Here is an 18,694-nt window from a genome sequence, read left to right as displayed (position 1 = left end):
TGGACCCTATGAGGGGCGAACCCAGTTGCCCGAAGTGTGGTGGCCGGGTCAGGGCTCCCGGCCTTTTCTCCGACTCCTGGCAGTGCGACGCGCACGGGGCGGTGCATCCGCTGCAGCCCGTGATCCCGCCCAGCGTCGAGGCGCTGAGCGTCGTCGTGCACCGCACCCAGGTGCCGGTGTGGATGCCCTGGCCGCTGCCCGTCGGGTGGCTGTTCACCGGGGTGGCCAGCGCGGGCGACGACCGCACGGGCGGCAAGGCGACGGCGGTGGCGTGCTCGGGCCCCGGGCCGCTCGGCGGTGTGGGGGAGATGGTGCTCGTCGCGGAGGAGCTCGGCGTCGGCCTCGGCGCCCGGTACGCGGGCATCGACGGCCCCGACCCCGGCCCATACATGAACGTCGAGAAGCCGCCCCAGGTCAAGGTCCTCGCCGCCGGACGCCCGACCCCGATGTGGCACGTCTCCGGCACCCCCGACGACCGCGCGGTCTTCGCGGGCGAGGCGCGCGGCCTGTGGGTGTGGGCGGTCGTGTGGCCCGAGCAGACCGGGCTCCTGATGTACGACGAGCTGGTCCTGACCGACCTGCGCGACGTGGGCGCCGAGGTCGACCTCGTGCCCTGCGGCGCGCTGTCGCCGCGCATCCTGACGTAAGGGGTCGTACCGGCAGGCGACGGTGACGGGATCGCTCCGGATCCCCGTTATCCTTGAGCGTCCCCTTCCGTCCGTTCAGAGCCTGGAGTACGCGCGTGCGCATCGATCTGCACACCCACTCCACCGCTTCCGACGGCACGGACACCCCGGCCGAGCTGGTCCGCAACGCGGCCGCCGCCGGCCTGGACGTCATCGCGCTCACCGACCACGACACGAGTCGCGGGTACACGGAGGCCGTCGCCGCGCTGCCGGCCGGACTCACGCTCGTCACCGGCGCCGAACTCTCCTGCCGCCTCGACGGCGTGGGCCTGCACATGCTGGCCTACCTCTTCGACCCCGACGAGCCCGAGCTGCTGCGCGAGCGCGAGCTCGTACGGGACGACCGGGTGCCGCGCGCGCAGGGCATGGTCACCAAGCTCCAGGACCTCGGCGTGCCCGTGACCTGGGAGCAGGTCGCCCGCATCGCCGGCGACGGGTCCGTCGGCCGCCCGCACGTCGCGGAGGCCCTCGTCGAACTCGGCGTCGTCGGATCCGTCTCCGACGCCTTCACGCCCGACTGGCTCGCCGACGGTGGCCGCGCGTACGTCGGCAAGCACGAGCTCGACCCCTTCGACGCGATCCGCCTGGTCAAGGCCGCGGGCGGGGTCACCGTCTTCGCGCACCCGGCGGCCGTCAAGCGCGGGCAGGTCGTGCCCGAGTCGGTGATGGCCGACCTCGCCGCGGCCGGACTCGACGGCATCGAGACCGACCACATGGACCACGAACCGGCCACGCGGGCCCGCCTGCGCGGCCTCGCCGCCGACCTCGGCCTCCTGGCCACGGGCTCCTCCGACTACCACGGCAGCCGGAAGACCTGCGTGCTCGGCGAGTTCACCACCGACCCCGAGGTGTACGCGGAGATCACGCGCCGGGCGACCGGGGCGTTCCCCGTGCCCGGGGCCGGCGGAACCACCGCGTAGCCGCGCCCTGCCGCGATCCGGCAAGCCGCTCCTTTCATGCCCCGGTGCGGGCTCACGCACCGCACCCCCACGCACGACGCGTCCCGGCTGATCCCGTGGACCCCACTCGCAAGGCCACACCCGTGTTTGATGTCGCTGTCTTCGGATCCCTTTTTCTCACGCTATTCGTGATTATGGACCCCCCTGGGATCACCCCGATCTTCCTCGCGCTCACCGCTGGCCGGCCCGCCAAGGTGCAGAAGAGGATGGCCTTCCAGGCTGTCTGTGTCGCCTTCGGCGTCATCGCGGTCTTCGGCCTGTTGGGCCACCAGATCCTCGACTACCTGCATGTCTCCGTCCCCGCGCTGATGATCGCGGGCGGGCTGCTGCTGCTCCTCATCGCGCTCGACCTGCTCACCGGAAAGACCGACGAACCGAAGCAGACCAAGGACGTGAACGTCGCGCTCGTGCCGCTCGGCATGCCGCTGCTCGCGGGCCCCGGCGCGATCGTGTCCGTCATCCTCGCCGTGCAGAAGGCGGACAGCGCCGCGACGCAGGTGTCGGTGTGGTCGGCGATCGTCGCCATCCATGTCGTCCTGTGGGTCGTGATGCGCTACTCGCTGCTGATCATCCGCGTCATCAAGGACGGCGGCGTGGTCCTGGTGACGCGCCTCGCGGGCATGATGCTCTCCGCGATCGCCGTGCAGCAGATCATCAACGGTGTGACCCAGGTGATCCAGGGCTCCTGACGGCGCCGAGCACCCCGGGCACGCAAAAGAGCCCCCGTACGGATGTCGTACGGGGGCTCTGAAGCGTGTTATTCGATTGCGTGCGGTGTATCAGGAGTCGTCGTCTACGTGCGGTGTATCAGGAGTCGTCGTCGCGTTACGAGGCCGGCGACTCGGCCGGGCGAATGTAGAGGCGCTGCCCTATGGCGGCCGCCTGCTGAACGATCCGGTTGACGGAGGCGGCGTCCACGACAGTGCTGTCCACGGCGGTTCCGTCGACATCGTCGAGTCGCATGATTTCGAAGCGCATAACCGCTTCTCCCTTCGTCTGGTCATCCTCCTGGAGGAGAACTACTGCTACGGGACAACAGTCTTGCCCCGTCGTACGGCCAGGCGGTTGCCTGACCGTTAAGAGTGGATTGCGCGGCTTCACTGCCCCGCGTTCTGTAGGGATCAACGAGTTGCCCCCAGCAAACATTCCCTACGCTAAGGAAATTTTTCGCGAGGCTAATTACCCTCGGGTAGCGGGACCAGTTGTGTTCGCAGCGTGACGACCGTGACAATGGGCCACATATGAACGACGACCTGACGGCCATCCGCGCGGAGCTCGACCGTACGAACGAGCTGCTCAAGCGCATGCTCGCCGAAGTGGCCAAGACCCCGTCCACCCACGCGATCTTCGTGGACGCCGGATACCTCTACGCCGCCGCCGGCCGCCTCGTCACCGGGACCGAGGACCGCAGGGCCTTCGACCTCGACGCCGAAGGCATCGTCGACGCCCTCATCGACAAGGCCCGCACGATCTTCGCGGACAGCCGGCTGCTGCGCGTCTACTGGTACGACGGCGCCCGGCGCCGCATCCATACGAACGAACAGCAGTCGATCGCCGAGCTCCCCGACGTCAAGGTCAGGCTCGGCAACCTCAACGCCCACAACCAGCAGAAGGGCGTCGACTCCCTGATCCGGACGGACCTGGAGTCGCTCGCCCGGCACCGCGCCATCAGCGACGCCGCGCTCATCGGCGGGGACGAGGACCTCGTCTCCGCGGTCGAGGCGGCGCAGGGCTACGGCGCACGCGTCCACCTGTGGGGCATCGAGGCGCCCGAGGGCCGCAACCAGGCGGACCCGCTCCTCTGGGAAGTCGACAGCCAGCGCACGTTCGACCTGGCGTTCTTCAAGCCGTACGTGTCCCGGCGCACCACCACGGCGACGTACGAGAACGCGGGCACGCCCCGCCCCTCGCGGGAGGACGTGCGGTTCGTCGGTGCGCAGATCGCCGCGAAGTGGCTCGCCGCGCGTGGCAGGGAGTCACTGCTGGAGCTGCTGCCGGGGCACCCGTATCTGCCCGGGCCCGTCGACCAGGAGCTGCTGGTCGAGGCGGAGGCGCTGCTGCAGTACTCGCTGCGGGGACAGTCCGACCTGCGGCGCGCCCTGCGGGACGGCTTCTGGGGCCACCTCCAGGCGCAGTACTAGTACCGCGCCCTCCGGCTAGACCATCGGCGGGTGCAGGTCCCAGAACGCGGCCAGGGCCGCCGCGGTCGCCTGGGGGCGGTCCGTGTTCGGGGAGTGCTCCGCGCCCGCGATGACGGTCCTGCGGGCCGAGAGGCGTACGGCCATGGAGTCGAGGAGCTGCACCGGCCAGGTGTCGTCGCGCTCGCCCGACAGCACGTGCTTGGGCAGCCGGACGGCCGCCAGCTCGTCGACCAGGTCGGGTTCCGTGCACAGCTGGCGGCCGGTCGCGATGAGCTGGGCCGGGCTGTGGAGCAGCCAGCGGTGCCGCAGGGCGGCGGCGTCGTCCGCGCCCGCTCCGGGCGTGTCCGTCTCCTCCGGCGTGTCGAGCGCCTGTATCGCGTCCCAGACCTGCGCCATGTCGAGCACGGCGAGTGCGTCCCGCAGCAGCTTGACCCGCTCCTGCTGCGACGGCGAGATCTGGGCCGGGCCCGAGGACATGAGGGTGAGCGAGGCGAACGGCGTGGCGTCGACGAGCACGGCCGCCCGGGCGATCTGGCCGCCCAGCGAATGCCCCACGAGATGCAGCGGCGTCCCGTCGTCCACGACGGCCGCCTGCGCGAGCACATCGCGGGCCAACTCCCTTTGCGCGTAAGGGGATTCGTCGTCGATGGGTCCCGTCGACTCGTACTGTCCCCGCCCGTCCACGGCGACCGTGCGGTACCCGGCGGCGGCGAGCGGCACGTGCAGGGCGATGAAGTCCTCCTTGCTACCGGTGAACCCCGGCAGCAGGAGCGCGGTACCCGTGTGCCCGGCGTCCTGCGGACCGGCACTGATGGCGGCGAAGTCGCCGCGCTCGGTCCGAAGGGCGTGGGCGACGGCGCCGGGCGGCGGGACGAATGCGGGAGGCCGACTCATGCGACGAGGCTAACCGCAGTGCCGCCGCGGGTCATTCGGGGATCGGGCGGGGCTCTCCGCGACCCCCGTGACCTCCGTGACCGTGAACGCCAATGGCCCGGCCCCGCTTTCGCGGGTGCCGGGCCATTGGCTTGCTCCGTGGTCCTGCTCAGCTCTCCGTCGGCTCCGCGGCCTTGCGGGTGCGGCGGCGGGGCTTGGCGGGCGCCTCCTCGGCGGGCGCTTCGGCGGCGGCCTTGGGGGCCGCGGCCTTGCGCGTGCGCTTCGGCTTCGTCTCCGTGACCTCGGCGGCCGCGTCGGCGGTCGCCTTGGGGGCGGCGGCCTTACGGGTGCGCTTCGGCTTCGTCTCCGTGACCTCGGCGGCCGCGTCGGCGGTCGCCTTGGGGGCGGCGGCCTTACGGGTGCGCTTCGGCTTCGTCTCCGCGACCTCGACCGACTCGACGGCCTCGACCGTGTCCACCACGGCCTGTGCGGCCTTGCGGGTGCGCCGGCGCGGCTTGGTCTCGGCCTCCTCGGCGACGACCGCCTCGGCGGCGGCCTTGGGGGCGGCGGCCTTGCGGGTGCGCTTCGGCTTCGTCTCCGCGATCTCCGTCGCCTCGACGGTGTCCGCCACGGCCTCGGCCTTGGGCGCCGCCTTACGGGTGCGCTTGGGCTTGGCCTCCGCGGGAGCCTCGACCGACTCGACGGCCTCGACCGTGTCCACCGCGGCCTGTGCGGCCTTGCGGGTGCGCCGGCGCGGACTCGGGACCGTCGCCTCGACGGTCTCGGCGACCTCCTCGGCGGCGGCCTTACGGGTGTGCTTCGGCTTCGTCTCCGCGACCTCGACCGACTCGACCGGGTCGGCGACAGCCTCGGCCGTCGCGACGGCGGCGGTCTCGACGACGGCCTCCGGAGCGGCGCCGGAACGGGTGCGACGGCGACGACGCGGCGTACGCGGCTCCACCAAAGTGGCGTCCACGGCCTCGGAGGCGGCGACCGCTTCGGCCGGAGCCGTCCTCGGCTCGTTCACCGTCGGCGCGGCCACCGGCTCGCCGTTACGGATGCGACGACGGCGACGCGGCGTCGTACGCGCCGTACGCGGCTCGCGCTCGCGCTCCTGGACGGGAGCCGGAGCGGCCGTACGGCCACCACGGCCGCCGCGCCCGCCACGGCCACCGGTCTCGCCGAGGTCCTCGACCTGTTCGGCGGCCAGGCCGGCCCGGGTGCGCTCGGAGCGCGGCAGCACGCCCTTCGTGCCGGCCGGGATGTTCAGCTCCTCGTACAGGTGCGGAGACGACGAGTACGTCTCGACCGGGTCGGGGAACTTCAGGTCCAGCGCCTTGTTGATCAGCTGCCAGCGCGGGATGTCGTCCCAGTCGACCAGCGTGATCGCGATGCCCTTGGCACCCGCGCGGCCGGTACGGCCGATGCGGTGCAGGTACGTTTTCTCGTCCTCGGGGGACTGGTAGTTGATGACGTGCGTCACACCCTCGACGTCGATGCCGCGAGCGGCGACGTCGGTGCAGACGAGCACGTCCACCTTGCCGTTGCGGAACGCCCGCAGGGCCTGCTCACGTGCGCCCTGGCCGAGGTCACCGTGGACGGCGCCGGACGCGAAGCCGCGCTGCTGCAGCTGGTCGGCGATGTCGGCGGCGGTCCGCTTCGTACGGCAGAAGATCATCGCGAGCCCGCGGCCCTCGGCCTGCAGGATGCGCGCGACCATCTCCGGCTTGTCCATGTTGTGCGCGCGGTAGACGTGCTGCGAGGTGTTCGCGACCGTCGCGCCCTCGCCGTCGGGCGACGTGGCGCGGATGTGCGTCGGCTGCGACATGTAGCGACGGGCCAGGCCGATGACGGCGCCGGGCATCGTCGCGGAGAACAGCATCGTCTGGCGCTTGGCCGGAAGCATGTTGATGATCTTCTCGACGTCGGGCAGGAAGCCCAGGTCGAGCATCTCGTCGGCCTCGTCGAGGACGAGGGACTTGATGTGCTTCAGGTTGAGCTTCTTCTGGCCCGCGAGGTCGAGGAGACGGCCCGGGGTGCCGACGACGACGTCGATGCCCTTCTTGAGGGCCTCGACCTGCGGCTCGTAGGCACGCCCGCCGTATATGGCGAGGACGCGCACGTTGCGCACCTTGCCGGCCGTCAGCAGGTCGTTCGTGACCTGCTGGCACAGCTCACGGGTGGGGACGACGACGAGCGCCTGCGGGGCGTCGGTCAGCTGCTCGGGCTGCGCCCGGCCCGCCTCGACGTCCGCGGGGACGGTGACGCGCTCGAGGAGCGGAAGCCCGAAGCCGAGCGTCTTGCCGGTGCCGGTCTTGGCCTGGCCGATGACGTCGGTGCCGGAGAGCGCTACGGGGAGCGTCATCTCCTGGATGGGGAAGGGGGTGATGATGCCGACGGCCTCGAGGGCTTCGGCGGTCTCGGGAAGGATCCCGAGCTCTCGGAACGTGGAAAGCTGCTGCGTAGTCAGGGTGTTGCCTCTTCTGTGAGACGCGGTGCGAGGCGAACGCGGGGGTCGTGACCGTGCCGATTGATCGCCGGTCGCCAGCGAGAGGCGGGCGGGCCGGGTGACGCGGGACCACTGCCGACGCTCGAGCGCTCGTGCCGCTGAGGGATTCCCTCCTCGTGCCGTACGCCGTGTGACGTACCGCCCGGAGGGCTGTCGGGTCGGAGCCGATCGGGCCACCGACCGGGCATCCTCATTCATGAAGCCCGTCGAAAACGCGTACAAACAGACACGTAAAAGTTCTGCTCGTACCCGGCGGGCTCTTTACCACCATACCCCGGAATCGCGCATGTGCGATGGCCGAATTGGTCACGTAGCCGTCGTCACAGTCATTGACCAGGGACTTCCGGGCGGCGGTCGGCGGGCTATTGTGCGCTTCATGGAGACGCCTGACACCGCCGCAGCCGACGAACCCACCGGAATCGCCGCCCAGGACTGGGCGAAGGCATCCGTCGACCCCCATTACCGCGCAGCGGTCGTGGACCTGCTCGGCGCACTCGCGTACGGGGAGCTGGCCGCATTCGAGCGGCTCGCCGAGGACGCGAAGCTGGCGCCTACGCTCGGCGACAAGGCCGAGCTCGCGAAAATGGCGTCCGCCGAATTCCACCACTTCGAGCAACTGCGCGACCGGCTCTCGGCGATCGGCGTCGAGCCGACCGAGGCGATGGAGCCCTTCGTCGCCGCGCTCGACGGCTTCCACAAGCAGACCGCGCCGTCGGACTGGCTGGAAGGTCTGGTCAAGGCGTACGTCGGCGACTCGATCGCCAGTGACTTCTACCGTGAGGTCGCGGCCCGGCTCGACTCGGACACCCGCTCCCTCGTCCTCGCCGTCCTCGACGACACCGGGCACGCCAGCTTCGCCGTGGAGAAGGTCCGGGCCGCGATCGAGGCCGAGCCGCGCGTGGGCGGCCGGCTCGCGCTGTGGGCCCGCCGCCTGATGGGCGAGGCGCTCTCGCAGTCGCAGCGGGTCGTCGCCGACCGGGACGCCCTGTCGACGATGCTCGTCGGCGGCGTGGCCGACGGGTTCGACCTCGCGGAGGTCGGCCGTATGTTCTCGCGGATCACCGAGGCGCACACCAAGCGGATGGCCGCGCTGGGGCTCGCGGCCTGAGGCCGCTTCACCGTCGGTCGGTCACGGTCCAGGGTCCTGCGTCCGGATCGGGCTGGATCAGGGAGCGGGGTCAGTGCGTGCCAGACCCCGCGAGCCCGGCACGGTCCGGACGAGAGGCCCTACGCCGGCGCTGATCGCCGGACTCGGGCTGAGGGGCGCAGCAGCAGCGACAGGAACGCCACTCCCACGACGACCGCTCCGGCCAGGGTGGCGAGGGCGTGTCCGGAGCCGAGCGCGGTGTGGGTCAGAAATGCCCCGAAGAGCGCACCCGCGATTCCTGTCGGCAGTACGAGCGCCCGGGACGGGAGCCGGCTGGGCAGGCGGACAGTCGCGGCCCAGGCAAGGCCGAGGCCGAGCAGGGCGGAGCCGAGCGCTTCCAGGAGCATTGTGTGAGGTCCCTCCCGCATTGGCCGTGGTGCAAATCGGTCTTGACCGGTGTACCCGCGGGCCGCGGAATGCAATCCTCCCCGTATGGGTTCGCTGGGTCCGCCCTGTGAAGGCCGCAGCGTCGCGGACAGGCACGGAAACAGGTGCGGGAAAGGCCCGGTGGCGGATGCCACCGGGCCTTTCCCGTATGTCTTTCGTGCCGCCGTGCGCGGGGCCCTACACCGGGCCGAAGCCCACCTTGCGCACCGCAGGCTCACCGATCTCCACGTACGCCAGGCGCTCGGCCGGCACCAGGACCTTGCGGCCGTGCTCGTCCACGAGAGTCAGCAGCTGCACCTTGCCGGACAGTGCCTCGGACACCGCGCTCTCGACTTCCTCGGCGGTCTGGCCGCTCTCCAGAACGATCTCGCGGGGCGTGTGCTGCACGCCGATCTTGACCTCCACGGCCTTGTCCCTCCGACGATCCGTGATGTGCGCGGACGACCGCGCCGTACCCAGCACACATTAGCCCGGTGAGGGGACGTACCCGGCGTCCACGCTGCACGCCAGGAGCGAACAAGACCGTGGGCCGCCGTGCGCCGCGCCTCGTCAGTGGTGGTCGGTGCCGTGCAGGGGGAAGCCGGCGATGCCGCGCCAGGCCAGGGATGTCAGGAGCGTCACGGCCTTGTCGCGCGGGATCTGCGACTGGCTGGAGAGCCAGTAGCGCGCCACGACCTGCGAAACGCCGCCCAGACCGACGGCGAGCAGCATCGACTCGTCCTTCGACAGGCCGGTGTCCTCGGCGATCACGTCGGAGATCGCCTCCGCGCACTGCAGGCTGACGCGGTCCACGCGCTCGCGCACCGCGGGCTCGTTCGTCAGGTCCGACTCGAAGACCAGGCGGAACGCGCCGCCCTCGTCCTCCACGTAGGCGAAGTACGCGTCCATCGTGGCCGCGACCCGCAGTTTGTTGTCGGACGTGGAGGCCAGCGCCGTGCGCACGGCCAGGAGAAGCGCCTCGCAGTGCTGGTCGAGCAGAGCCAGGTAGAGGTCGAGCTTGCCGGGAAAGTGCTGGTAGAGCACCGGCTTGCTGACGCCTGCGCGCTCCGCGATGTCATCCATGGCCGCCGCGTGGTAGCCCTGCGCGACGAATACCTCCTGGGCCGCGCCCAGAAGCTGGTTACGTCGGGCACGGCGCGGCAGGCGCGTGCCCCGAGGGCGCGCTGCCTCTGTCTGCTCGATGGCTGTCACGCCGCCTCCCAAGATTGTCCGTGTGCGGTGTGCGCCGCTTCGCCATCGTACTTTTCGGTAACCCTGGTGTGCGCGGTGCGAACGCACAATTTCACGGACCGGACAGCTATGGAAACCGTCCGCATACGGGCAAATACGGGCAGGTCACCGATAGTCGTCCTCGTCCAGATCCACAACGCGGGCCTGTTCGGCACGGTCCGCCTCGTTCGCGGCGTCCGGGTCGGCGTCCGCCGGAGGGTCGTCCCGGTGCGGCGAGAGCTCCGTGAGCTGCTCGGCCGCGTCCGCCTCGGGGGCCTCGACGCCGAACTCCGCGTCGTCCTCCTGCCGCTCGAATGTGTCAGGGTCGGATGGGTCGACCGTCATGGCGGCTCCCTTCCCTCATGTGTCCTTGTGCGTCCTCATGTGGGCGGGTGCCCAGATCTGAGCGTAGGAGACACCGGAACGGGGCGCGATGCGATCTGTGACGGCGAACACACGATCCAGCGCGTGATCGTCTCGTAACATATCCCGCATGTCTTCGACCGAGTCGCCGCGCGTGCCTGCCGCCTTCGCAGCCGCGGCGCCCAAGCCGGGCACCGTCCGGGTCGTGGAGGGTGAGCGGCTCGACTCGGTCGCCCTGCCGGGGCTCACGCTCACGATCCGCTCCCGCCCCGGCACCCGCGCAGGGCTGCCGCCCGCGCTGTACGTGCACGGCCTCGGCGGCTCCTCGCAGAACTGGTCCGCCCTGATGCCGCTCCTCGAGGACGTCGTCGACGGCGAGGCGCTCGACCTGCCCGGCTTCGGCGACTCGCCGCCGCCGGACGACGGCGACTACTCGGTGACCGGGCACGCCCGCGCCGTCATCCGCCACCTCGACGCGGCGGGCCGCGGGCCCGTCCACCTCGTCGGCAACTCCCTCGGCGGGGCGATCACGACACGGGTCGCGGCCGTACGGCCCGATCTCGTCCGCACCCTCACACTCGTCTCGCCCGCGCTGCCCGAGATCCGCGTGCAGCGGACGGCGGTGCCGACCGCGCTGCTGGCCGTACCGGGCGTGGCCTCGCTCTTCACCCGCCTCACCAAGGACTGGTCCGCCGAACAGAGGGTGCGCGGCGTCACAGCACTCTGTTACGGGGATCCCGGCCGGGTCACCCCCGAGGGGTACCAGGCCGCCGTCGAGGAGATGGAGCGGCGGCTTCAACTGCCTTATTTCTGGGACGCGATGACCCGTTCGGCGCGTGGCGTCGTGAACGCGTACACCCTGGGCGGGCAGCATGGGCTGTGGCGTCAGGCCGAACGTGTCCTCGCGCCCACGCTCCTCGTCTACGGTGGACGCGATCAGCTCGTGTCCTACCGGATGGCGGCGCGGGCCGCGCGGACGTTCCGTTCCTCGCGGCTCCTGACGCTGCCGGACGCGGGACACGTGGCGATGATGGAGTATCCGGAGACGGTCGCCACGGCGATGCGTGAACTCCTCGCGGATGCGGGGGAATCGACCGAGAGCGACGAGACGAGCGGGCGGGGAGCTGAGGCGGCGAGTGGGACGGCATAGCCGCCGGGGGCCGGCACCGGCACCATTGGACGACGCGGAGGAGGCCGGGGCGCCGGTCGCCGCAGGCCGCGGTCGCCGCAGACGCGGCGCCCCCGATGTCCCACGTCCCACCACGCCGGGTCCCCAGGCGCAGCAGGGCGCTCCGCGCGGGCAGGCGCAGCCGGCCCCGTACCGCGGCTCGTCGCCGAACGCCGGGCCGCCGCGTGGGTTCTCCGAGGCGACGCCCGCACATGGCTTTCCCCAGGCGACCCCGCCGCGCGGATTCCCGCAGGCGGCTCCGCCACAGGGGCCCACCACCCGTGGGTTCTCCGAGGCGACCCCCGCCCATGGCTTCCCGCAGGCGACCCCGCCGCACGGTTTCCCGGCGCAGGGGACTCCGGCTCACGGGTCGCCCCGTGTGACGCCTTCCCATGGATTCCCGCAGAGCACTCCCGCGCACGGCGTTCCGCATGTGCGCGGTGGGCACCCTGAGCAGTTCGAGGGGGGCGCCCGGGGCGAGACCCGCATGGGCGTCGGCTACGCCGCCGCGCCGGTCGTGCCGTCGCCCCGGAGCAGGCCGCGGCAGGACTACGTGGACGCGTTCGCCCCGCCTGTCCGTCCCTCCGACCCCTACGGCGCTGTCACCGACTGGGAAGCGGAGGGCGGCGAGCCCGACGTGGCCGCAGCCGGGTCCGCCGAGGACGAGGAGCCGGGTGACAAACGGCGCAAGGGCCGTACGTACACCGGCATCGCGGCCGCCGCAGTGACCACCGCGCTCGCCGTCGTCGTCGCCGGGCACGTCGTCCAAGGGCGTGGCGGCGCGGCCGACGCCCACGCGCAGTCCGCGGCCGGGCCCGGCAAGCGGTCGACGGCCGGGTCGGCGTCCCGTTCGGACGACCGGGCCGCCCCCGGGGGCAAGGCCCGGCCCGTCACCCCGCTGACGTACGACCAGAAGATGGGCAGGACGTATCCCCTGTCCGCCAAGCTCAAGGGTTCCGGGAAGTTCACGGCGGTGCCCGGATTCGACAAGGCACCGGGCAAGGGGCAGAAGTTCCAGTACCGGATCGACGTCGAGAACGGGCTCGGGCTCGACGGCGGGCTTTTCGCGCAGGCCGTGCAGAAGACCCTGAACGACGACCGCAGTTGGGCCCATGACGGCGGCAGGACTTTCGAGCGGATTTCCTCCGGAAAGCCCGACTTCGTGATTACGCTCGCCAGTCCGGGGACCACCGGCGTCTGGTGCGAGAAATCCGGGCTCGACACGACCGAGGACAATGTGTCCTGCGATTCCGCCGCCACCGACCGCGTCATGATCAATGCCTATCGGTGGGCACAGGGATCGACGACGTACGGGAACAAGATCCATCTGTACCGGCAGATGCTCATCAACCACGAGGTCGGGCACCGGCTCGGGTTCAACCACGTGACCTGCACGAAGAACGGCGCGCTCGCGCCCGTCATGCAGCAGCAGACCAAGTTCCTGACCTTCGACGGAATCACCTGCAAGCCCAACCCCTGGGCCTTTCCCAAGAGTTGAGCCGCAGGGCAGGGGTCGCTTTGACATCCGGCGAAAGTTCGTTCATATTTCTCCGCATGTCGTACCGCCACGCACCCTCGCGCACCGCCATTGAGCTCACGCTCATCGGCGTGACCGCGCTGTGCGTCGCTGACGTGCACTGTTGCTGACGCCCGCCCCTGGCGTGCCGCGTCGCATTTAATCTCTCCTTTCCGGTATCCACCCTTATTTCTTCTCAGGGTTTCCGGTTTCGCGTTTTCCGGCTGTCGACGTGCCTCGGGCGAGTTCTGCGCATTTCCCTGCCTGCCCTCTGCTGCCCAGCGCAGCGCACATTCCCCAAGGGGTCGATTTCCGATGCGTCAACCGTCCGTCATAGCGCGCCGCGTGGCCGCCGCATCCGTCAGCGTGGTCCTCGCCGTCGGCGCCGCCGCCTGCGCCGGGCCCAAGGACAGCGACGCAGGGGGGAGCTCCGACGCCAAGCCGCAGAAGGGCGGCACCCTCACCGTCCTCAACTCCAACCCGCAGTCCGACTTCGACCCGGCGCGGCTCTACACCTCCGGCGGCGGCAACGTCCCCTCGCTCGTCTTCCGCACGCTGACCACCCGCAACCGCGAGGATGGGGCAGCGGGCGCGAAGGTCGTCCCCGACCTCGCCACCGACCTGGGCAAGCCCAGCAAGAACGCGACCGTGTGGACGTACACCTTGAAGAAGGGCCTCACGTACGAGGACGGATCGCCCATCACGTCCACCGACATCAAGTACGGCATCGAGCGGTCCTTCGCGGCCGAACTCTCCGGCGGAGCACCGTACTTGAGGGACTGGCTGATCGGTGGCGCCGACTACCAGGGCCCGTACAAGGACAAGAAGGGCCTCGACTCGATCGAGACCCCGGACGCGCGGACCGTCGTCTTCCACCTGAACAAGCCCGAGGGCGAGTTCCCCTACCTGGCCACGCAGACGCAGTTCACGCCCGTGCCCAAGGCCAAGGACACCGGCACGAAGTACGAGGAGCACCCCGTCTCGTCCGGCCCGTACAAGGTCGTCAAGAACGAGAACGACGGCGAGCGGCTCGTCCTGGAGCGCAACACACACTGGTCCGCGACGACCGACGAGGAGCGCAAGGCCTACCCGGACCGGATCGATGTCCGCTCCGGTCTCGACTCCTCCGTCATCAACCAGCGGCTCTCCGCAGGTCAGGGCGCCGACGCCGCCGCAGTCACCACCGACACCAACCTCGGCCCCGCCGAACTCGCCAAGGTCAGCGGTGACAAGAAGCTCGCCGCCCGCGTCGGCACCGGCCACTTCGGCTACACGAACTACATCGCCTTCAACCCGAAGGTGAAGCCGTTCGACAACCCGAAGGTGCGCCAGGCGATCTCATACGCCGTCGACCGCTCCTCCGTGATCAACGCCGCCGGCGGCTCCTCGCTCGCCGAGCCCGCCACGACGTACCTTCCGGACCAGAAGTCCTTCGGTTACACCGCGTACGACCACTTCCCGGCCGGCGCATCAGGCAACGCGCAGAAGGCCAAGGAGCTGCTCAAGGAGGCCGGTTACAAGAACGGCCTGACCGTCACCCTCACGCACTCCAACGCCAAGGACTTCGAGACCAGTCCGGAGATCGCCACCGCCCTCCAGGACGCCCTGAAGAAGGCCGGCATCACCGTCAAGCTCCAGGGCCTGGAGGCGAACGACTACTCCGACACGATCCACAGCGCCAAGAAGGAGCCCGGCTTCTTCCTCGCGCACTGGGGAGCCGACTGGCCCTCCGGCGGCCCGTTCCTCGCCCCGATCTTCGACGGCCGGCAGATCGTCAAGGACGGCGCGAACTTCAACACCGGCTTCCTCGACGACAAGTCCGTCAATGACGAGATCGACTCGATCAACAAGTTGACCGATCTTGACGCTGCCGCCGAGCGCTGGGGTGCACTGGACAAGAAGATCGGGGAGAAGGCACTGACCGTGCCGCTGTTCCACCCTGTGTACAAGCGCCTGTACGGACCGGACGTCAAGAACATCGTCATCAGTGACTGGACCGGCGTGCTCGACATCTCGCAGGTCTCGGTGAAGTGACGCGATGACCGAGGCACTTGTGGCCTCGGAGACCGCAGGGGCGGGCGCCATCACGGCGTCCGCCCCCGTCTCCGGAGCCCGTCAGTTCTGGCGGCGCCTGCGCACGCAGCGCGCCGCCCTCGTCGCGGCGACCGTCGTCGCCCTGCTCGTCCTGATCGCACTCGGGGCCCCGCTCCTCGCGCTGATCGAGGGCCAGGACCCGAACACGTACCACCCCCACCTCATCGACTCCGCGCGCGGCGGCGTGCCCGTCGGCGCGTTCGGCGGAGCCGGCGGCGAGCACTGGCTCGGCGTCGAACCGCAGACCGGACGCGACCTGTTCACCCGCCTCGTCTACGGGGCCCGGGTCTCACTCGGCGTCGCACTCGCCGCCACCGTCGTGCAGGTGTTCATCGGCGTCACCGTCGGCATCGCGGCCGGGCTCGGCAACCGCTGGGTCGACCAGGTCCTCAGCCGCGCCACCGACGTCATCGTCGCGCTGCCCTTGATGATCCTCGCGCTCGCCCTGATGGCGATCGTCCCGAGCGGCTTTCCCCGGCCCGTCCTCGTCGCCCTGGTGATCGGGCTCGTGGCCTGGGGCGGCACCGCCAAGATCGTGCGCGCCCAGACCATCACCCTCAAGGAACGCGACTTCGTGGCCGCGGCCCGGCTCAGCGGCTGGCCCACCTGGCAGATCGCCCGTCGCGAACTCCTCCCGTCGCTCGCCGCGCCCGTCATCACGTACGCGTCCCTGCTCGTCCCGACGAACGTCACCGTCGAGGCGGCCCTCTCGTTCCTCGGCGTCGGCGTCAAACCGCCCACACCCTCCTGGGGACAGATGCTCACCGCCGCCGACGTCTGGTACCAGGCCGCACCGCAGTACCTACTGCTGCCCGCAGGCACGCTCTTCGTGACCGTGCTCGCGCTCACCGTCCTCGGCGACGGCGTGCGTACCGCGCTCGACCCGCGCGCCGCGTCCCGCCTGCGCATCGGCACGGGCCGCAAGCGGGAGGCCGGCGCATGACCGGCTTCCTGCTGCGCAGGGCGATCGGCGCCGCCGTCACCCTGCTCGCCATCTCCGTGATCATCTACGTCGTCTTCTACGCGGCCCCCGGCAATGTCGCCCAGATCAGCTGCGGCCCCCGCTGCTCGCCCGCCCAAGTGCAGCAGGTCGCCGACCAGTTGAGGCTCGACGATCCGCTGTACCTGCGCTACTGGCACTTCCTCCAGGGCATCTTCGTAGGACAGGACTTCTCCACCGGCACCGCCGTCCAGCACTGCGACGCCCCCTGCCTCGGCTTCTCGTACCAGACCGACCAGCAGGTCACGCAGCTGATCCTCACCAAGCTGCCCGCCACCGCCTCGCTCGCGCTCGGCGCCATGGTGCTGTGGCTGATCCTCGGCGTCGGCACCGGCGTCCTGTCCGCATGGCGGCGCGGCCGTCCCACGGAGCGGATCCTCACCGCAATCACCCTCGCCGGCACGGCCACGCCCGTCTTCGTCATCGGCCTGCTGCTGATGATCGTCGTCTGCGGACAGCTCCAGTGGCTGCCTTTCCCGCAGTACGTGCCCTTCACCGACGACCCCGAACAGTGGGCGTGGAACCTGCTCCTGCCCTGGCTGTCGCTCGCCCTCATCGAGGCCGCCAAGTACGCGCGCCTCACCCGCGCGTCCATGCTGGAGACCCTCGCCGAGGACCACGTGCGCACCTTCCGCGCCTACGGGGTCGGCGAACGCTCCATCATCGGACGGCACGCACTGCGCGGCGCCGTCGCCCCTGTCATCGCCCTGAACGCCAACGACTTCGGCTCCATGTTCGGCGGCGCCGTGCTCAGCGAGACCCTGTTCGGCATCCCCGGACTCGGCCGCGAACTCGTGCACGCCGTCAACGTCGTCGACCTGCCGGTCGTCGTCGGCATGGTCCTCGTCACCGGCTTCTTCGTCGTACTCGCCAATGCCGTCGCGGACGTCCTGTACGCGGTGGCCGACCGACGGGTGGTCCTGTCATGAGCCTCGTCGAAGTGGATGCGCTCACCGTCGAGTTCGGGGACCTGCGGGCCGTCGACACGCTCTCCTTCCGCCTGGAGCAGGGCGCGGCGCTCGGCGTCGTCGGCGAGTCCGGATCCGGCAAGAGCACGGTCGCCTCCGCGCTCCTCGGCCTCCACCGGGGGACCGGCGCGCGCGTCACCGGGTCCGTGCGGGCCGCCGGCACCGACGTACAGGAAGCCGACGGCGAGGCCCTGCGGCGGCTGCGGGGCGGGACGGCCGCGATGGTCTTCCAGGACCCGCTGTCCTCCCTCGACCCGTACTACGCCGTCGGCGACCAGATCGCCGAGGTGTACCGCGTGCACTCCAAGGCGTCCCGGCGCGCCGCACGCGCGCGTGCCGTGGAAGTGCTCGACCGGGTCGGCATCCCCGACGCCGCCCGCCGCGCGCGGTCACGCCCCCACGAGTTCAGCGGCGGCATGCGCCAGCGCGCCCTGATCGCCATGGCCCTGGCCTGCGAACCCGCCCTCCTCGTCGCCGACGAACCGACCACCGCCCTCGACGTCACCGTCCAGGCGCAGATCCTCGACCTGCTGCACGGACTGCGCCAGGAGACCGGCATGGGTCTCATCCTCGTCACCCACGACGTGGGCGTCGCCGCCGAGAGCGTCGACGACGTCCTCGTCATGCGCCACGGCCGCGCCGTCGAACGCGGAGCCGTCGCCGACGTGCTCGGCGCACCCTCCGCCGCGTACACGAAGGAACTGCTCGGGTCCGTCCCCCGCGTCGACGCGGCACGCCCGCAGCGCCCGGACGCGACGGGCGACGCCCTGCTCGAAGCGGTCGGCCTGCGACGGGAGTTCGGGCGCGGCAAGCGCGCCTTCGCCGCCGTCGACGGGGTCTCCCTGACCGTGCGCCGGGGCGAGACCCTCGGAATCGTGGGCGAGAGCGGCAGCGGCAAGACCACGCTCGGGCGGATGCTCGTCGGGCTCCTCGAACCGACGTCCGGACAGGTGCTCCTGTCAGGGGCGCGCGCCGACACGGGCGTGCAGATGGTGTTCCAGGACCCCGTCTCCTCCCTCAACCCCCGCCGCAGCGTGGGGGAGTCCGTCGCCGACCCGCTGCGGGCGCGCGGCGACAAGGAGGTGCGCGGCCGGGTCGAGGAACTCCTGGAACGCGTCGGGCTGGACCCGGCGCACTACGGGCGCTATCCGCACGAGTTCAGCGGCGGCCAGCGCCAGCGCGTCGGGATCGCCCGCGCGCTCGCCGCCGAACCGCGCATCATCGTGTGCGACGAAGCCGTCTCCGCCCTCGACGTCACGACCCAGGCCCAGGTCACCGGCCTGCTGCGGGAACTCCAGGACGAGCTGGGCCTCGCCCTCGTCTTCATCGCCCACGACCTCGCCGTCGTCCGCCAGGTCAGCGACCGGGTCGCCGTCATGCGCAAGGGACGCGTCGTCGAGTACGGCACCGTGGACGAGGTCTACGGAGCGCCACAGGACCCGTACACCCGGCAGCTGCTCGCCGCCGTGCCGGCGCTCGATCCGGCCGTCGCCGCGCGACGACGCTCCGCCCGCAGGGAGCTGGCCGCAGCATGACATTCCGTGACGCAATGAGTGTGTAGCGCGACAGAACGCTACCCGCGCGGGAAAGTTACTGCCGTTCACCCCTTTTGGTGGCGTGATGGACAACCGTCCATCACGCCACCGGCATGTCCGCATACGTTCGTCCCGCTGA

General features: G+C 70.8%; 19 protein-coding genes. 12 read left to right on the top strand and 7 right to left on the bottom strand.

What is annotated here, in order from left to right; genetic code table 11:
- Positions 1–8 precede the first annotated feature (8 nt).
- The 3 genes from OG456_RS13035 (at position 9) to OG456_RS13025 (ending at position 2,334) form a co-directional block, all read left to right on the top strand.
- On the top strand, positions 9–647 hold the full coding sequence (locus OG456_RS13035) for a DUF6758 family protein (protein WP_266560471.1): 639 nt from the start codon (positions 9–11) through the stop codon (positions 645–647).
- A gap of 95 nt (positions 648–742) precedes the next feature.
- Positions 743–1,606 carry a PHP domain-containing protein gene (locus OG456_RS13030; protein ID WP_266560469.1) on the top strand — a complete coding sequence of 288 codons (864 nt, stop codon included), beginning with the start codon at positions 743–745 and terminating at the stop codon, positions 1,604–1,606.
- Between the two features lie 122 nt (positions 1,607–1,728).
- A complete protein-coding gene (locus OG456_RS13025) occupies positions 1,729–2,334 on the top strand; it encodes a MarC family protein (protein WP_266560467.1) in 606 nt (201 codons plus the stop codon).
- A gap of 136 nt (positions 2,335–2,470) precedes the next feature.
- Here OG456_RS13025 and OG456_RS13020 read toward each other — a convergent pair whose 3' ends face one another.
- On the bottom strand, positions 2,471–2,623 hold the full coding sequence (locus OG456_RS13020; RefSeq protein ID WP_165914635.1) for a hypothetical protein: 153 nt from the start codon (positions 2,621–2,623) through the stop codon (positions 2,471–2,473).
- Between the two features lie 263 nt (positions 2,624–2,886).
- Here OG456_RS13020 and OG456_RS13015 point away from each other — a divergent pair, with 263 nt between their 5' ends.
- Entirely contained in the window at positions 2,887–3,786 is a 900-nt protein-coding gene (locus OG456_RS13015; protein ID WP_266560464.1) for an NYN domain-containing protein, read from the top strand.
- A 15-nt stretch (positions 3,787–3,801) separates the two neighbouring features.
- On the opposite strand, the gene OG456_RS13010 is transcribed toward OG456_RS13015, so the two are convergent.
- Together OG456_RS13010 and OG456_RS13005 are read right to left on the bottom strand one after the other, a co-directional pair.
- Positions 3,802–4,680, bottom strand: coding sequence for an alpha/beta fold hydrolase (locus OG456_RS13010; protein ID WP_266560462.1), 879 nt, complete (start codon positions 4,678–4,680; stop codon positions 3,802–3,804).
- A 148-nt stretch (positions 4,681–4,828) separates the two neighbouring features.
- Positions 4,829–7,024, bottom strand: coding sequence for a DEAD/DEAH box helicase (locus OG456_RS13005; protein WP_266560460.1), 2,196 nt, complete (start codon positions 7,022–7,024; stop codon positions 4,829–4,831).
- A 520-nt stretch (positions 7,025–7,544) separates the two neighbouring features.
- Here OG456_RS13005 and OG456_RS13000 point away from each other — a divergent pair.
- Positions 7,545–8,276, top strand: a complete 732-nt coding sequence (locus OG456_RS13000) for a ferritin-like fold-containing protein (protein WP_116513430.1) — start codon at positions 7,545–7,547, stop codon at positions 8,274–8,276.
- Between the two features lie 119 nt (positions 8,277–8,395).
- Here OG456_RS13000 and OG456_RS12995 read toward each other — a convergent pair whose 3' ends face one another.
- The 4 genes from OG456_RS12995 to OG456_RS12980 form a co-directional block, all read right to left on the bottom strand.
- Entirely contained in the window at positions 8,396–8,662 is a 267-nt protein-coding gene (locus OG456_RS12995; RefSeq protein ID WP_266560394.1) for a hypothetical protein, read from the bottom strand.
- A gap of 217 nt (positions 8,663–8,879) precedes the next feature.
- Entirely contained in the window at positions 8,880–9,107 is a 228-nt protein-coding gene (locus OG456_RS12990) for a DUF3107 domain-containing protein (protein ID WP_227297095.1), read from the bottom strand.
- Positions 9,108–9,251: 144 nt separating this feature from the next.
- Positions 9,252–9,893 (bottom strand): TetR/AcrR family transcriptional regulator, encoded by a 642-nt coding sequence (locus OG456_RS12985; protein WP_266560391.1) that lies wholly within the window; start codon positions 9,891–9,893, stop codon positions 9,252–9,254.
- 144 nt (positions 9,894–10,037) lie between these two features.
- Positions 10,038–10,256 carry a hypothetical protein gene (locus OG456_RS12980; RefSeq protein WP_116510277.1) on the bottom strand — a complete coding sequence of 73 codons (219 nt, stop codon included), beginning with the start codon at positions 10,254–10,256 and terminating at the stop codon, positions 10,038–10,040.
- A 148-nt stretch (positions 10,257–10,404) separates the two neighbouring features.
- Here OG456_RS12980 and OG456_RS12975 point away from each other — a divergent pair, with 148 nt between their 5' ends.
- From OG456_RS12975 to OG456_RS12950, 7 genes are all read left to right on the top strand, one after another.
- Positions 10,405–11,424: an alpha/beta hydrolase gene (locus OG456_RS12975; protein ID WP_266560388.1), complete on the top strand. Its 1,020-nt coding sequence runs from the start codon at positions 10,405–10,407 to the stop codon at positions 11,422–11,424.
- Between the two features lie 25 nt (positions 11,425–11,449).
- The gene (locus OG456_RS12970; protein ID WP_266560386.1) at positions 11,450–12,940 is read left to right on the top strand and encodes a DUF3152 domain-containing protein; all 1,491 of its coding nucleotides are present in this window, start codon (positions 11,450–11,452) and stop codon (positions 12,938–12,940) included.
- A 56-nt stretch (positions 12,941–12,996) separates the two neighbouring features.
- On the top strand, positions 12,997–13,089 hold the full coding sequence (locus tag OG456_RS50490) for an Ms4533A family Cys-rich leader peptide (RefSeq protein ID WP_323136323.1): 93 nt from the start codon (positions 12,997–12,999) through the stop codon (positions 13,087–13,089).
- Positions 13,090–13,273: 184 nt separating this feature from the next.
- Entirely contained in the window at positions 13,274–14,992 is a 1,719-nt protein-coding gene (locus tag OG456_RS12965; protein WP_266560384.1) for an ABC transporter substrate-binding protein, read from the top strand.
- A 4-nt stretch (positions 14,993–14,996) separates the two neighbouring features.
- Positions 14,997–15,995 (top strand): ABC transporter permease, encoded by a 999-nt coding sequence (locus OG456_RS12960; RefSeq protein ID WP_266560382.1) that lies wholly within the window; start codon positions 14,997–14,999, stop codon positions 15,993–15,995.
- Positions 15,992–16,981: an ABC transporter permease gene (locus tag OG456_RS12955; RefSeq protein ID WP_266560380.1), complete on the top strand. Its 990-nt coding sequence runs from the start codon at positions 15,992–15,994 to the stop codon at positions 16,979–16,981. The genes OG456_RS12960 and OG456_RS12955 overlap by 4 nt, the downstream gene beginning before the upstream one ends.
- Positions 16,978–18,555: an ABC transporter ATP-binding protein gene (locus OG456_RS12950; protein ID WP_323136322.1), complete on the top strand. Its 1,578-nt coding sequence runs from the start codon at positions 16,978–16,980 to the stop codon at positions 18,553–18,555. Before OG456_RS12955 ends, OG456_RS12950 begins: the two co-directional genes overlap by 4 nt.
- The last annotated feature ends 139 nt before the right edge of the window (positions 18,556–18,694 follow it).

Origin of the sequence: Streptomyces sp. NBC_01446 (genome assembly GCF_026340095.1) — a bacterium.
Taxonomy (GTDB): domain Bacteria; phylum Actinomycetota; class Actinomycetes; order Streptomycetales; family Streptomycetaceae; genus Streptomyces; species Streptomyces aureus.
This window is presented reverse-complemented; position numbering and strand designations above follow the sequence as displayed.

Coding starts and splice junctions, on each gene's coding strand:
- OG456_RS12995 (WP_266560394.1), bottom strand. CDS start 8,662: ATGCTCCTGGAAGCGCTCGGCTCCGCCCTGCTCGGCCTCGGCCTTGCC.
- OG456_RS12980 (WP_116510277.1), bottom strand. CDS start 10,256: ATGACGGTCGACCCATCCGACCCTGACACATTCGAGCGGCAGGAGGAC.
- OG456_RS50490 (WP_323136323.1), top strand. CDS start 12,997: ATGTCGTACCGCCACGCACCCTCGCGCACCGCCATTGAGCTCACGCTC.
- OG456_RS13015 (WP_266560464.1), top strand. CDS start 2,887: ATGAACGACGACCTGACGGCCATCCGCGCGGAGCTCGACCGTACGAAC.
- OG456_RS13020 (WP_165914635.1), bottom strand. CDS start 2,623: ATGCGCTTCGAAATCATGCGACTCGACGATGTCGACGGAACCGCCGTG.
- OG456_RS12955 (WP_266560380.1), top strand. CDS start 15,992: ATGACCGGCTTCCTGCTGCGCAGGGCGATCGGCGCCGCCGTCACCCTG.
- OG456_RS12950 (WP_323136322.1), top strand. CDS start 16,978: ATGAGCCTCGTCGAAGTGGATGCGCTCACCGTCGAGTTCGGGGACCTG.
- OG456_RS13035 (WP_266560471.1), top strand. CDS start 9: ATGAGGGGCGAACCCAGTTGCCCGAAGTGTGGTGGCCGGGTCAGGGCT.
- OG456_RS13000 (WP_116513430.1), top strand. CDS start 7,545: ATGGAGACGCCTGACACCGCCGCAGCCGACGAACCCACCGGAATCGCC.
- OG456_RS13005 (WP_266560460.1), bottom strand. CDS start 7,024: ATGACGCTCCCCGTAGCGCTCTCCGGCACCGACGTCATCGGCCAGGCC.
- OG456_RS12965 (WP_266560384.1), top strand. CDS start 13,274: ATGCGTCAACCGTCCGTCATAGCGCGCCGCGTGGCCGCCGCATCCGTC.
- OG456_RS13010 (WP_266560462.1), bottom strand. CDS start 4,680: ATGAGTCGGCCTCCCGCATTCGTCCCGCCGCCCGGCGCCGTCGCCCAC.
- OG456_RS12960 (WP_266560382.1), top strand. CDS start 14,997: ATGACCGAGGCACTTGTGGCCTCGGAGACCGCAGGGGCGGGCGCCATC.
- OG456_RS12975 (WP_266560388.1), top strand. CDS start 10,405: ATGTCTTCGACCGAGTCGCCGCGCGTGCCTGCCGCCTTCGCAGCCGCG.